The sequence below is a fragment of the Phyllobacterium sp. 628 genome (assembly GCF_014189505.1).
Classification (GTDB): domain Bacteria; phylum Pseudomonadota; class Alphaproteobacteria; order Rhizobiales; family Rhizobiaceae; genus Phyllobacterium.
Genome location: NZ_CP050301.1, coordinates 729,829 through 743,623, shown reverse-complemented (window position 1 = coordinate 743,623; position 13,795 = coordinate 729,829). Strand labels below are relative to the sequence as shown.

Below are 13,795 nucleotides of genomic sequence, written 5' to 3'. Positions count from 1 at the left end.
CTCCCAAAGGGAACGGGACGCTGCCGATTTAGAAATGGAGAGGCGATTTCATGGGATCGATCGATTCTGGAATCCGTGATGTGAGGACCGGACGGCTTGAGTCCGAGGCCTATACCGATGTTTTTTCCGATCTGCACCCGGCACTGACCCGGCATGAGGCCTTTGTCGAATCCGACCGCTGCTATTTCTGTTATGACGCACCATGCATGAATGCCTGCCCGACAGGCATCGACATTCCGCTGTTTATCCGCCAGATCGCCGCTGACAATCCGACCGGTTCGGCCAAGACCATTCTGGCTGAGAATATTCTGGGTGGCATGTGCGCCCGCGTCTGCCCGACGGAAACTCTGTGCGAGCAGGCCTGCGTGCGTGAAACTGCCGAAGGCAAACCGGTGAAGATCGGCCTATTGCAGCGTTACGCCACCGACCATCTGATGAACAAGGGCCAGCATCCGTTCACCCGCGCTGAAGCCACTGGCAAGAGCGTTGCTGTTGTCGGCGCCGGTCCGGCAGGTCTCTCCGCTGCGCACCGCCTGGCCAAACACGGTCACAGCGTGACGATTTTCGAGGCACGGCCAAAGGCTGGCGGCCTCAATGAATATGGCATCGCCGCCTATAAGAGCGTCGATGACTTTGCCCAGAAAGAACTCGATTTCATTCTGGAAATCGGCGGCATCACCATCGAGAATGACAAGGCGCTCGGCCGCGATATCAGTCTGGATGCATTGAAGACCGGTTTTGACGCGGTGTTTCTCGGCATGGGCCTGCCCGGTGTCAACGAGCTTGGCCTTGAGGGCGAAGATGCTGCCGGTTGCATCGACGCGGTTGATTACATCTCGGTGCTGCGCCAGAGCGACGACCTGTCGCAAATTTCCGTCGGTCGCGATGTCGTGGTCATTGGCGGCGGCATGACGGCTATTGATGTCGCGGTACAGACCAAACTGCTCGGCGCTGAGAATGTCATTATCGCCTACCGGCGCGGACCGGAAAGCATGAATGCCAGTCCCTATGAGCAGGAGCTGGCGCTGAAAACCGGCGTGATCATCCGTCACTGGTTGCAGCCGCGCGGCCTGACCCGCAATGCTGCCGGTGAAGTCTGCGGCATTACGCTGGACTATACGGCAATGGCGGATGGCAAACTGGCAACGACTGGCGAAAGCATCACGCTCGCCAGCGACCAGATCTTCAAGGCGATCGGCCAGACACCGGCTGAGGCCATTCTCGCCGGAACAGGACTTGCCCTGTCAAAAGGCCGGATCAGCATTGATGAGGAACGCCGGACCTCGATACCAGGCATCTGGGCGGGCGGCGACTGCATTGCCGGCGGTCAGGACCTGACCGTAGCCGCGGTGCAGGATGGCAAGCTTGCCGCCGAATCCATTCATCGCGCGCTGACACAGCAGCCGGACAAGGTCAGCGGCTTTGTCGAGGCCGTGCTGGCTGACAATGCCGACGGCACAGCGGCTCAGGCGCAGCACTCCACCCATCCAAGCCACATTGCGGGCTGAAGGAAACCAAAATGGCTGATCTTTCATCGAATTTCCTTGGCATCAAATCCCCCAACCCATTCTGGCTGGCTTCTGCGCCGCCAACGGACAAAGCCTACAATGTCGAGCGCGCCTTCAAGGCGGGCTGGGGCGGCGTGGTCTGGAAGACATTGGGCGAACAGGGCCCGCCCGTCGTCAATGTCAACGGCCCGCGCTATGGCGCGATCCATGGACCCGACCGGCGTCTGCTCGGCCTCAACAATATCGAACTGATTACCGACCGTCCGCTGGAAGTGAACCTGCGGGAAATGACCGAAGTGAAGAAGAAGTGGCCCGACCGCGCCCTCATCGCATCGATCATGGTGCCCTGCGAGGAGGAAGCCTGGAAGGCCATCCTGCCGCTGGTGGAAGCCACCGGTTCGGATGGTATCGAGCTCAACTTCGGCTGCCCGCATGGCATGTCAGAACGCGGCATGGGCGCGGCCGTCGGCCAGGTGCCTGAATATATCGAGATGGTGGTGCGCTGGTGCAAACAGTACACGCGCATGCCCGTCATCACCAAACTGACGCCGAACATCACCGATGTGCGCAAGCCTGCCCGCGCGGCAAAATCCGGCGGCACCGATGCGGTGTCGCTGATCAACACGATCAACTCGATTGTCTCGGTCGATCTCGACACATTCGCACCCAATCCATCGATTGACGGACGCGGTTCGCATGGCGGCTATTGCGGCCCGGCGGTCAAGCCGATTGCGCTGAACATGGTGGCGGAAATTGCCCGCGATGCGGAAACACGCGGCCTGCCGATCTCGGGCATTGGCGGCATCACCACATGGCGCGATGCCGCAGAATTCATTGCGCTCGGTTGCGGCAATGTGCAGGTCTGCACGGCGGCGATGACCTACGGGTTCAAGGTTGTGCAGGAAATGATCGACGGTCTGTCCGATTGGATGGATTCACGCGGCTTCCGCTCTATCGAAGATTTTCGCGGCATGGCTGTGCCAAATGTGACCGACTGGCAGTACCTCAACCTGAATTACATCACGAAGGCGCAGATTGATCAGGACCTGTGCATCAAATGCGGCCGCTGCCACATTGCCTGCGAGGACACATCACATCAGGCCATCACCGCGATGGTGGACGGCGCAAGGCATTTCGAGGTGATCGATGAGGAATGCGTCGGCTGCAATCTCTGCGTCAATGTCTGCCCGGTTGATAATTGCATCACCATGGTGCCGATGACTGAGGGTGTCGATCCCCGGACGAAAACCCCGATCCAGCCGGATTATGCCAACTGGACAACCCATCCGAACAACCCGATGGCCAAAGTGGCTGCCGAGTAACATCAAAACCCGCCCATTGAGGCGGGTTTTTTGCTGCCGGTGTGTAAAGTTTGTTGCGTTACTATCGTGCGTGGTTCGACAAGCTCACCATGAGGGAGATGGGTGGGTTACAAGCTATTCGTCAGCATCGCAAAACTTGACTCCCTGCAATCATCCCTCTCCCTCATGGTGAGCTTGTCGAACCACCCACAACGCCCATGCAGCGTAATCTATCCCTTCATATAATCATGCACCACTTCCCCAAGCCCGAGCGTCAGATCAGCAACAAAATGCGTTCCTGACAAAACCTCGAGCACCGGGAGACCCGCGACATTGGCCATGACATGGGCATGAAGTTCAAGCGCGGCCGGGGCAGTCCACGCTCCTTTCAGATCAATATCCTGCAGGTGGTATTCGACCACCTCGCAGATGCGTGCAGTGCCATCCACATGCGGAATGATCTTGATCAGATAGTTCGGCAGCAGCATGGATTTCAGCACAGCAGCGTGGTCGGCAGGCTTGTGCTTGTAGCCCATTGTGCCGGTGGCGCAGAGGACGCTGCCATAGTGCAGCGTGCCAAGAATGGTTTCGCCCTCATGGGTGATCTTCGGGCTGGCCAATTTCTTGGGAAAGCCCCAGATCTCGCGCCCGCCAGCGATTGGCGCATCATCGTCGAGATACATGGAATGGACGTAGACGCCATCCTTGCCGTTGAAGCGGACCGGGATGACCTGACCGGATTCCGTATAGTCACCAAAGCCGGTGGAGTCAGGCATACGGATGAACTCGAACTTGACGACCGGCTCGATGATTTCCAACGGCTCCGGCACCACGGCACGCAGCGCTTCTGGATCGGTGCGATAGGTGATGACCACGAATTCACGGTTGATGAAGCGATACGGACCCGGCGGATAGGACGGGTTGGTGAGCGGCATGGCATAGGCAGAACGAACATCGGATATTTTCACGGGTCTGTCTCCGGATGTCAGGGGAACTGGCTTTGATGCAAGTCAGACGCGGCAACCGATATTGCGGCGCAGCGGGACAATAGTGCAATGCACAATGGATGTCTGTCAATTTCGCGTGAGATTGGTGCTTGGCATTGGCAAAGTACGTGGTTCGACAAGCTCACCATGAGGGAGAGTGTGGATTGCAGGGAGCTAAATTCTGCGAGGTCTCGCTTTGATTTGCAGCTGCAATTTCCCTCATGGTGAGCTTGTCGAACCACGTACACTGCCAATGCAAATGCCCCTCACAGGCGCGGGCGGATACCGTTCAAAATGATACTCAACACGGCCTGCGCCGTTTGCTCGTTGAAACCGGGGCGGCCAACCTGATTGCCCATGATTGCCCGCACCTGCACGTCAAAGTCGGCATAATGCTGGGTGGTTGCCCAGATCATGAAAATCAGGTGATAGGGATCAACCGGAGCAAGTTTGCCTTCGCCCACCCAGCGGCGGATGATGGCCGCCTTTTCGTCCACCAGCGGTTTGAGATGCTTGCTCAGAAACTCACTGATCGCCGGAGCGCCATGCAGCACTTCGTTGGCAAACAGGCGCGAAGCCTCGGGGTGGCTTTCGGACATGCGGATTTTCAGGGTGATGTATTTGCGCAATTGTTCGATCGGGTCGCCCTCAGGATCGATTTCGGCCAGTGGCGCCAGCCATTCCTCCAGCGTTTCTTCCAGCAGCGTCACATAGATGTTCTGCTTGCGCGGGAAATAATAGAGCAGGTTCGGTTTCGACATGCCCGCCTTGTCGGCGATCTGGTCGATGGTCGTGCCGCGAAAACCATAGGTGGAGAAAGCATCAAGGGCAGCGTCCAAAATCAGACGGCGGTTGATCTCCTGAATCCGCGTTGTCTTTTCCGGATTTTCCCCGGCTTTCTTCTTTGTTGCCCTCGTCATGCCACCCACCCTTTTGCTATCCATTATGACGGGCCGTTTCGTCGCATCCCGGAACTGCCCTTATTCCCCATAAAGCGCTTGACCGGCTTCCTATGCTCTTCTAGCCTGCATTTTGACCAACTAGTCAAGTTTTTGATTGCACCACAGGTTCAATCATTCGGGAACACAAAACAAGCGGCAATGTCTGCAAACAGGAGGCGTACGTCACATGTCGAAACCGGCATTGGGGACAAACAATCTCGAAGCGTTCTGGATGCCGTTTTCGGCAAACCGGCAATTCAAGCAAAATCCCCGCCTTCTGGTCAGCGCCAAGGATATGCATTTCAAATCTGCCGATGGCCGCGAAATCCTTGATGGAACGGCAGGCCTTTGGTGCTGCAATGCGGGCCATTCGCGTCCAAAAATCGTCGAGGCGGTGCAGAAACAGGTTGCCGAGCTGGATTACGCACCCGCTTTCCAGATGGGTCACCCCAAAGTGTTCGAACTGGCGGCGCGGCTTGTGGCCATGCTGCCCTCGCCGATTGACCATGTGTTCTTCACCAATTCCGGTTCGGAATCGGTCGATACGGCGCTGAAAATCGCCCTTGCCTATCACCGCGCCAAGGGTAATGGCACCAAGACCAAACTGATCGGCCGCGAGCGCGGCTATCATGGCGTGGGCTTCGGCGGCATTTCCGTCGGCGGCATTTCCGGCAACCGCAAGGCCTTCGGCAATGCGCTGGGCGGTGTCGATCACATTCGCCACACGCATGATCTGGCGCGCAATGCCTTTACCCGCGGCGAGCCGGAATATGGCGCCGAATTTGCTGACGATCTGGAAAAGGTCATCGCCCTGCACGATGCCTCGAATATCGCGGCTGTTATCGTCGAACCGGTGGCGGGATCGACCGGCGTTCTCATTCCACCAAAAGGCTATTTGCAGCGTCTGCGCGAGATCTGCACCAAGAACGACATTCTGCTGATTTTCGACGAGGTCATTACCGGGTTCGGCCGTCTCGGCACACCGTTTGCCGTCGATTATTTCGGCGTTGTTCCCGATCTCATCACCACGGCCAAGGGTATCACCAGCGGTGTCATTCCCATGGGCGCGGTGTTTGCCACCAAGCAGATCTACGAAGCCTTCATGAATGGCCCTGAGAACACGATCGAGCTGTTCCACGGCTATACCTATTCCGGCCATCCGATTGCCTGCGCGGCAGCGCTCGCAACACTCGACACCTATGAAGAAGAAGGGTTGCTTACCCGCGCTGCGGAGCTTTCGGATTACTGGGCTGATGCACTGCATGCCCTGAAGGGGCTGCCGCATGTCATCGATATCCGCAATCTCGGATTGATCGGTGCCATCGAACTGGAACCAATTCCCGGGGCACCGACCAAACGGGCGTTTCAGGCGTTCCTTGACGCCTATGAAAAAGGTGTTCTCATCCGCACAACGGGCGATATCATTGCGCTGTCACCGCCGCTGATCATCACCAAAGGCCAGATCGAACATCTGTTCGACACGCTGGCCGACGTTCTCAAAAACCTCGCATAAGGATTACGTCACATGGCGCTCACTGGAAATCTCAGGATCAACGGCGACCGTCTCTGGGACAGCCTGATGGAAATGGCGAAGATCGGACCGGGTCTGCGTGGCGGCAATAACCGCCAGACCCTGACCGACGAGGATGCCGAGGGGCGGCGTCTTTTCCAGTCCTGGTGCGAAAAGGCTGGCATGACCATGGGTGTCGATACCATTGGCAACATGTTCTTCCGCCGCGAAGGCACCGACGCGAATGCGCTGCCGGTCTATGTCGGCAGCCATCTCGACACCCAGCCGACCGGCGGCAAATATGACGGCGTACTCGGTGTCCTTGGCGGGCTGGAATTGATCCGCACGCTTAACGATCTCAACATCAAGACCAAGCATCCGATTGTCGTGGTCAACTGGACCAATGAGGAAGGCACGCGCTTTGCCCCGGCCATGCTGGCATCGGGCGTATTTGCCGGTATTCATACCCAAGATTGGGCCTATGCGCGGGAAGACGCCAAGGGTAAGACCTTCGGCGATGAGCTGGAACGCATCGGCTGGAAGGGCGACGAAACGGTTGGCGCACGCAAAATGCATGCGCTGTTCGAACTGCATATCGAACAGGGGCCCATCCTCGAAATCGAGGGCAAGGATATTGGCGTTGTCACCCATGGGCAGGGCCTGTGGTGGCTGCAAATTACGCTGACCGGCAAGGACAGCCATACGGGATCAACGCCCATGCCGATGCGTAGAAATGCCGGGCTTGGCATGGCGCGTATCACTGAACTCGTTCACACCATTGCCATGGCGCATCAGCCAAGCGCGGTGGGTGCCATCGGCCACTGCGACGTCTATCCGAACTCACGCAATGTCATTCCCGGCAAGGTGGTTTTCACAGTCGATTTCCGCTCACCCAACCTTGATACGCTGAATGCGATGAAAGCCGAACTTGAGGAAAAGGCGCCTCTCATTGCCAAGGAACTGGGGCTCGGAATTGAGATCGAGGAAGCCGGGCATTTCGATCCTGTGACTTTTGACGCAGGTTGTGTGACCGCCGTGCGCAATGCAGCCGAACGGCTGGGATACAGCCACCGCAACATCATTTCCGGCGCGGGGCATGATGCCTGCTGGGTCAACCGGGTTGCTCCCACCGCCATGGTGATGTGCCCCTGCGTGGATGGGCTCAGCCACAATGAAGACGAAAACATTTCCAAGGAATGGGCGGCCGCTGGCACGGATGTCCTTCTGCATGCTGTTCTGGAGACGGCGGAGATCCAGACCTGACGGGATACCCATTTCCTTATAGAGCAGCATGTTCGGCAAAAGACCAAAAAGGGGAACGAACACATGGCTACGAAAGTGATCAAAGGCGGGACCATTATTGCCGCCGACCGCACCTACAAGGCGGATGTGCTGATTGACGGCGACATCATCGCCCAGATCGGCGCTGATCTTTCCGGCGATGAGATTATCGATGCGACCGGCTGCTACCTGATGCCGGGCGGCATCGATCCGCATACGCATCTCGAAATGCCTTTCATGGGCACGCATTCTTCGGACGATTTCGACACGGGCACGGCCGCCGCATTGGCTGGCGGTACGACCATGGTGGTGGATTTCGTTCTGCCCGGTTCCGACGGCCTGCTGGCTGCTTTGCAGGACTGGTTCCAAAAGGCAGGCAAGGCTCGCACCGACTATTCCTTCCACATGGCCATCACCGGCTGGAACAAGCAGATTTTCGACGAAATGCCGAAGGTGGTCGAGCGCGGCATCAACACGTTCAAGCATTTCATGGCCTATAAGGGCGCGCTGATGGTGGATGATGACGAGATGTTCGCCTCGTTCATGCGCTGTGCCGAAATTGGCGCTATGCCGCTGGTGCATGCGGAAAACGGCGATGTGGTCGCGCATCTCCAGCAAAAACTGCTGGCCGAAGGCAACAACGGGCCGGAAGCGCATGGCTATTCCCGCCCGCCTGAACTGGAAGGCGAAGCCGCCAACCGCGCCATCATGATTGCCGATCAGGCTGGTGTGCCGCTCTACATCGTGCACGTCTCGTGCGAACAGGCGCATGAAGCCATCCGCCGCGCCCGCCAGAAGGGCATGCGTGTCTATGGCGAGCCGCTCGTGCAGCATCTGACGCTCGACGAGAGCGAATACAAGAACAAGAACTGGGACTATGCTGCCCGCCGCGTGATGTCGCCGCCCTTCCGCGACAAGAGCCACCAGGACGGTCTGTGGGCAGGTCTCGCCTCCGGCAGCCTGCAGGTGGTGGCGACGGATCACTGCGCCTTTACCACCGAGCAGAAGCGCTTTGGTGTTGGCGATTTCACCAAGATTCCGAACGGTACGGGTGGGCTTGAAGACCGTATGCCGGTTTTGTGGACCAAGGGCGTGCGCACCGGGCGGCTCACACCAAATGAATTTGTTGCCGTGACCTCCACCAACATTGCCCGCATTCTCAACATCTATCCGCGCAAGGGCGCGATCCTGCAGGGCTCGGATGCGGATATTGTCATCTGGGACCCGGAAGCGTCGAAGACCATTTCCGCCAAGACACAGAAATCCGCTATCGACTACAATGTGTTCGAAGGCATTGAGGTAACCGGCCTGCCGCGCACCACCCTGTCGCGCGGCCAGATCGCCTATAAGGACGGCGAAGTGCTGGCGCCGACAGGCAGCGGCCGCTTTGTCGAACGCGAGGCCAATGCCCCGGCCAACCGTGCACTTTCCACATGGAAGGAACTCACGGCACCGCGTAAGGTGGAACGGGACCCGAAGAACATACCGGCGGGCGTCTGATGGAGTGGTTTCGATAGTGAACTCAATGACACCTCTGGCCCTCAAAACCGTAATCGACGTCAAGGATCTGTCACTGGTCTTCCAGACCAATGACGGGCCGGTCAATGCGCTGTCGAATATCAACCTTGCTGTGAATAGCGGCGAGTTTGTTTCCTTCATCGGGCCATCCGGTTGCGGCAAGACCACATTGCTGCGGGTGATCGCCGATCTGGAGCAGCCGACATCAGGGGCGATTTCGGTGAATAGCATGACGCCGTCCGAAGCCCGGCAGAAGCGCGCCTACGGCTATGTGTTTCAGGCAGCGGCGCTTTATCCCTGGCGCACCATCGGCGGTAATATTTCTCTGCCGCTGGAAGTGATGGGCGTGCCGAAAGCCGAGCGGACTGAGCGTATCGCCAGAAACCTTGAGCTGGTGAACCTTTCAGGCTTCGAGAAAAAGTTTCCATGGCAATTGTCCGGCGGCATGCAGCAGCGCGCTTCCATCGCCCGGGCACTGTCCTTCGATCCTGATATGCTGCTGATGGATGAGCCGTTCGGCGCGCTGGACGAGATTGTCCGCGACCATCTCAATGAGCAGCTGCTGAAGCTGTGGGCAAAGACACAGAAGACCGTCATCTTTGTCACGCACTCCATTCCCGAGGCAGTTTTTCTGTCGACGAAGATCGTGGTGATGAGCCCGCGCCCGGGCCGCATTCACGAGATCATTGATTGCAATCTCGGCACCGAACGCACGCTCGATATTCGCGAAACGCCCGAGTTTCTCGAGATCGCCCACCGCGTGCGCGAAGGCCTGCGCCATGGCCATTCCTATGATGGAGACTAATATTTCCCGCTTGCATAAACGGAGTGCGTGGTTCGACAAGCTCACCATGAGGGAGATGGAGGGTTGCAGGGAGTCATATTCTGCAAAATTGCTGATTGGCTTTGCAGCCAACACTTTCCCTCATGGTGAGCTTGTCGAACCACGCACTCCGTTTATGCAAGCCGCCGATCTGAATTTATCGGGATTGCAGGCTCTGCGGCGAGGGAAACGATGATGACAATCCGGCCCGCCAGACTGCATGACATGAGCGAATGTGCCGACATCATCAACGCATGGATCGACGCGACGGAATGGATGCCGCGCGTCCATCCGGCGGATGAGGTCAACGACTATTATTGCGATATTGTTTTCAGCAAATACGAAGTGTTTGTCGCCGATAATGACGACACGGTGGCCGGCATGGTAGCGCTTGCTCCCGACAATATGGTGAATGCGCTTTATGTGCATGAGAACCAGCGTGGCAGAGGCGTCGGCAAGGCACTGCTTGACCACGCCAAAGCAAAGGCAACCGGCCCTGTGGAACTATGGACGTTTGTTGCCAATAGCGGTGCGCAGGCGTTTTACCAGCGTGAGGGCTTTGCCGAAGTGCGCCGTACCGATGGCGAGAATGAAGAACATCTGCCGGATATTCTGTATCGCTGGCAGCGGCCGGATGCAGGGGTGCACCCATGAATTTCATCCGCAACCATGTGATCCCCGTCGGCACCGTCCTGATCGCCATTCTCGCCCTGTGGTACATTTTTGCGGTCATCCTGAATGCTCCGTTCGAACGGGATCAGGCGGGGCGCGCCAATACGACCATTTCAACCGGCCAGCTCATTGCCAACACCATGGCGCAGGAGCGGCCGGTATTGCCCGCACCGCATCAGGTGGCAGAGGAAATTCGCAAAACGGTGTTCGATATCAGCCCGACATCGAAGCGCAGCCTCGTCTATCATGGGGGGGTGACGCTGTCCTCTACACTGCTGGGTTTCGGTCAGGGCACCCTGCTTGGCATTCTGCTTGCGATTGCCATTGTCCATTCGCGCACGCTCGACAAGAGCTTGATGCCGTGGATCATCACCTCACAAACCGTACCCATTCTTGCCATCGCGCCGATGATCATCGTGGTGCTGAATGCGGTAAACATAACGGGCCTTCTGCCCAAGGCGATGATTTCTACCTATCTCTCGTTCTTTCCCGTTGCCGTCGGCATGGTGAAGGGGCTGCGTTCGCCGGAAATCATGCATCTTGATCTGATGCGCACCTACAATGCCTCGAAGGCGCAGGTGTTCTGGAAGCTGCGCTGGCCAGCTTCGATGCCCTATCTCTTCACCTCGATGAAAATTGCCGTCGCCATCAGTCTTGTCGGTGCCATTGTCGGTGAACTGCCGACAGGTGCAGTGGCCGGGATCGGTGCGCGGCTGCTTGCCGGATCCTATTACGGGCAGACTGTCCAGATTTGGGCGGCGCTGATTGCTGCGGCACTGATGTCTGCCATTCTCGTCAGCCTGATCGGGGTGATCGCCACCCTCGTCAACCGGCGCATGGGGGTACGTTCATGAGCGCCCCAATACATGGAACGTTGATGACGGCACCTTCCCTTACCCTCCGCCAGCGTGGGGAGGGTCGCTGCGCAACAGCTGGGTGGGGGGACTATCGAAAAAATGGAAACCTGAGAACGGTTCTCTCGGCGGCATATTGGAGCGACAACTCAGAATGCCGCGCGCGCGTTTCCCCCCCACCCCGGACCTTCGGTCCGACCCTCCCCACGTTGGGGGAGGGTAAGGGGCGCCGGGCATGAGGGAGAGCGTTCATGAGGATTTCCCGCTCGCCGCTGGCCATTGCAGCCTTTCTGTTTGCCGTGCCGGGATTGCTCATCTCCTCGGGAGCCGATGTGCAGGCCACGCTGGCCTATACCACGCCGGTTATGCTGTTCGTTGCGGCTGCCGTGGCGCTGTTTACCCGCGCGTCGCGCTATTCACTCACTGTGCTTCTCGTGCTTGTCCATGTGGTGGCATTTTGCCTGATCGACCTCCTTGGCGACATGCATTCAACCGGGCCTGAACCCGGCTACTGGTGCATGGTGGTCTCGTCCTGGCTGCTCGCATGGTTTACCGTGCAAACTCTGGCAAGCCTGCGGCCTACTGCACCGGATTTGCAGCGATTGATCAATCTTGCCCTGCCGTTCATCTTCGGCGCGTGGCTGCTGATCCTGTGGGAAATCATCGTGCGCGGCTTCGGCGTTCCGACCATCCTGCTGCCGCCGCCGTCGATGATTGGCCCGCGTATTGACGGTTCTGTACCAACCCTGTGGGCGGACTTCCAGCAAACCTATCTGAAAGCAGCGATTGCCGGTTATGCCATCGGCTGCGGCTCCGGCTTCCTTGCTGCGATCATCGTTGACCGGGTGCCGTTCCTGCGCAAAGGCCTGCTGCCCATCGGCAATCTGATGGCCGCGCTGCCCGTTGTCGGTATAGCGCCGATCATGGTCATGTGGTTCGGCTCAAACTGGGAATCCAAGGCGGCGGTGGTTGTCATCATGACCTTCTTCCCGATGCTGGTGAACACGGTGGCGGGACTTGCCGCTTCCGGTGCGATGGAACGCGATCTGATGCAGACCTATGGTTCGAGTTATGGCCAGACACTGCTCAAGCTGCGCCTGCCTGCGGCCATGCCGTTTATTTTCAATGCACTGAAGATCAATTCGACGCTGGCGCTGATCGGTGCCATCGTTGCCGAATTCTTCGGCTCACCCATTGTCGGCATGGGTTTCCGCATCTCGGCGGAAGTCGGCCGCATGAATGTCGATATGGTCTGGGCGGAAATCTTTGTCGCGGCGCTTGCCGGTTCGCTGTCTTACGGGCTTATTACACTGATTGAGCGGGCCGTGACTTTCTGGCACCCATCCTACAGAACATGAAAAAGCAGACCTTAAAAACAGGAACAGAGGAGAACTGAAGCATGAAGAAAACGATCGCACTGACGCTGTGTCTGGCGATGACGCTGACGGCAGGTTCGGCGCTGGCAGCCGACAAGCTGACCCTGCAGCTGAAATGGGTAACCCAGGGCCAGTTTGCCGGCTATTACGTCGCCAAGGACAAGGGCTTCTACAAAGAAGCCAATCTCGATGTGGAGATCAAGCCGGGCGGACCGGATGTTGCCCCGCCGCAGGTGATCGCCGGTGGCGGCGCCGATGTGGTGGTCGACTGGATGCCGTCGGCGCTTGCCACCCGCGAAAAGGGTCTGCCGCTCGTCAACATCGCCCAGCCGTTCAAGCGCTCCGGCATGATGCTGACCTGCCGCAAGGAAACCGGCATCACCAAGCCAGCCGACTTCAAGGGCAAGACCCTCGGTGTCTGGTTCGGTGGCAATGAATATCCGTTCCTGTCATGGATGAACCATCTGGGCCTGAAGACCGATGGCGGACCGGATGGCGTGACCGTGCTCAAGCAGGGTTTCAATGTCGATCCGCTGATCCAGAAGCAGGCGGACTGCATCTCGACCATGACCTACAATGAATATTGGCAGGTGATCGATGCGGGCATTCCAGCCGATCAGCTTGTGACATTCAAGTATGAAGACGAGAAAGTCGCAACGCTGGAAGACGGTCTTTACGTGCTGCAGAAGAGCCTTGATGATCCAAAGATGGTGGAAAAGCTTGCCCGCTTCGTCAAGGCATCGATGAAGGGCTGGGACTATGCCCGCCAGCATCCGGATGAAGCAGCCAATATCGTGCTAGAAAACGATGCCAGTGGCGCGCAGACCGAAAAGCACCAGAAGCGCATGGTGGCGGAGATCAACAAGCTGACGGAAGGCTCGACCGGCGTTCTGGATGTCGCTGCAGCTGACCGGACGGTCGAGACCCTGCTCGGCGGCGGTTCCGATCCTGTCATCACCAAGAAGCCGGAAGGCGCATGGACAACCAAGATCACTGACGCGGCGAAGTAGTAGCGTCTGAATGAT

The 13,795-nt window shown here is 58.1% G+C and carries 12 protein-coding genes; 10 read left to right on the top strand and 2 right to left on the bottom strand.

Translation table 11 applies throughout. The annotated features are described in order from the left end of the window. The first annotated feature begins 50 nt into the window (after positions 1-50). Together HB779_RS05210 and preA are read left to right on the top strand one after the other, a co-directional pair. Positions 51-1,508 carry an NAD(P)-dependent oxidoreductase gene (locus HB779_RS05210; RefSeq protein WP_188344723.1) on the top strand — a complete coding sequence of 486 codons (1,458 nt, stop codon included), beginning with the start codon at positions 51-53 and terminating at the stop codon, positions 1,506-1,508. Positions 1,509-1,519: 11 nt separating this feature from the next. Further along, complete coding sequence (gene preA, locus HB779_RS05205; protein WP_188344722.1) at positions 1,520-2,830, top strand: NAD-dependent dihydropyrimidine dehydrogenase subunit PreA; 1,311 nt, start codon at positions 1,520-1,522, stop codon at positions 2,828-2,830. A gap of 209 nt (positions 2,831-3,039) precedes the next feature. Here the strand turns inward: preA and HB779_RS05200 are convergent, their stop codons facing one another. Together HB779_RS05200 and rutR are read right to left on the bottom strand one after the other, a co-directional pair. After that, positions 3,040-3,777 (bottom strand): acetoacetate decarboxylase, encoded by a 738-nt coding sequence (locus HB779_RS05200; protein ID WP_188344721.1) that lies wholly within the window; start codon positions 3,775-3,777, stop codon positions 3,040-3,042. A gap of 284 nt (positions 3,778-4,061) precedes the next feature. After that, the gene (gene rutR, locus HB779_RS05195) at positions 4,062-4,715 is read right to left on the bottom strand and encodes an HTH-type transcriptional regulator RutR (protein WP_188344720.1); all 654 of its coding nucleotides are present in this window, start codon (positions 4,713-4,715) and stop codon (positions 4,062-4,064) included. A gap of 208 nt (positions 4,716-4,923) precedes the next feature. Here rutR and HB779_RS05190 point away from each other — a divergent pair, with 208 nt between their 5' ends. The 8 genes from HB779_RS05190 to HB779_RS05155 all read left to right on the top strand — a co-directional run bounded on the left by HB779_RS05190 (position 4,924) and on the right by HB779_RS05155 (position 13,780). Then, positions 4,924-6,249, top strand: coding sequence for an aspartate aminotransferase family protein (locus HB779_RS05190; protein WP_188344719.1), 1,326 nt, complete (start codon positions 4,924-4,926; stop codon positions 6,247-6,249). 12 nt (positions 6,250-6,261) lie between these two features. Further along, a complete protein-coding gene (locus HB779_RS05185) occupies positions 6,262-7,509 on the top strand; it encodes a Zn-dependent hydrolase (protein ID WP_188344718.1) in 1,248 nt (415 codons plus the stop codon). 63 nt (positions 7,510-7,572) lie between these two features. Then, complete coding sequence (gene hydA, locus HB779_RS05180; protein WP_188344717.1) at positions 7,573-9,027, top strand: dihydropyrimidinase; 1,455 nt, start codon at positions 7,573-7,575, stop codon at positions 9,025-9,027. Positions 9,028-9,052: 25 nt separating this feature from the next. After that, positions 9,053-9,850: an ABC transporter ATP-binding protein gene (locus tag HB779_RS05175; protein WP_188344716.1), complete on the top strand. Its 798-nt coding sequence runs from the start codon at positions 9,053-9,055 to the stop codon at positions 9,848-9,850. 213 nt (positions 9,851-10,063) lie between these two features. Beyond that, entirely contained in the window at positions 10,064-10,522 is a 459-nt protein-coding gene (locus HB779_RS05170; protein ID WP_244642466.1) for a GNAT family N-acetyltransferase, read from the top strand. After that, positions 10,519-11,394, top strand: coding sequence for an ABC transporter permease (locus tag HB779_RS05165; protein ID WP_188344714.1), 876 nt, complete (start codon positions 10,519-10,521; stop codon positions 11,392-11,394). Before HB779_RS05170 ends, HB779_RS05165 begins: the two co-directional genes overlap by 4 nt. A 251-nt stretch (positions 11,395-11,645) precedes the next feature. After that, the gene (locus HB779_RS05160) at positions 11,646-12,752 is read left to right on the top strand and encodes an ABC transporter permease (protein WP_188344713.1); all 1,107 of its coding nucleotides are present in this window, start codon (positions 11,646-11,648) and stop codon (positions 12,750-12,752) included. 41 nt (positions 12,753-12,793) lie between these two features. Beyond that, positions 12,794-13,780 (top strand): ABC transporter substrate-binding protein, encoded by a 987-nt coding sequence (locus tag HB779_RS05155; protein WP_188344712.1) that lies wholly within the window; start codon positions 12,794-12,796, stop codon positions 13,778-13,780. Positions 13,781-13,795: the final 15 nt, after the last annotated feature.

Excerpts from the sequence above, each read along its gene's own strand:
- HB779_RS05160 (WP_188344713.1), top strand. The coding sequence starts at position 11,646 with ATGAGGATTTCCCGCTCGCCGCTGGCCATTGCAGCCTTTCTGTTTGCC.
- rutR (WP_188344720.1), bottom strand. The coding sequence starts at position 4,715 with ATGACGAGGGCAACAAAGAAGAAAGCCGGGGAAAATCCGGAAAAGACA.
- HB779_RS05155 (WP_188344712.1), top strand. The coding sequence starts at position 12,794 with ATGAAGAAAACGATCGCACTGACGCTGTGTCTGGCGATGACGCTGACG.
- hydA (WP_188344717.1), top strand. The coding sequence starts at position 7,573 with ATGGCTACGAAAGTGATCAAAGGCGGGACCATTATTGCCGCCGACCGC.
- HB779_RS05210 (WP_188344723.1), top strand. The coding sequence starts at position 51 with ATGGGATCGATCGATTCTGGAATCCGTGATGTGAGGACCGGACGGCTT.
- HB779_RS05190 (WP_188344719.1), top strand. The coding sequence starts at position 4,924 with ATGTCGAAACCGGCATTGGGGACAAACAATCTCGAAGCGTTCTGGATG.
- HB779_RS05165 (WP_188344714.1), top strand. The coding sequence starts at position 10,519 with ATGAATTTCATCCGCAACCATGTGATCCCCGTCGGCACCGTCCTGATC.
- HB779_RS05170 (WP_244642466.1), top strand. The coding sequence starts at position 10,064 with ATGACAATCCGGCCCGCCAGACTGCATGACATGAGCGAATGTGCCGAC.
- HB779_RS05175 (WP_188344716.1), top strand. The coding sequence starts at position 9,053 with ATGACACCTCTGGCCCTCAAAACCGTAATCGACGTCAAGGATCTGTCA.
- preA (WP_188344722.1), top strand. The coding sequence starts at position 1,520 with ATGGCTGATCTTTCATCGAATTTCCTTGGCATCAAATCCCCCAACCCA.
- HB779_RS05185 (WP_188344718.1), top strand. The coding sequence starts at position 6,262 with ATGGCGCTCACTGGAAATCTCAGGATCAACGGCGACCGTCTCTGGGAC.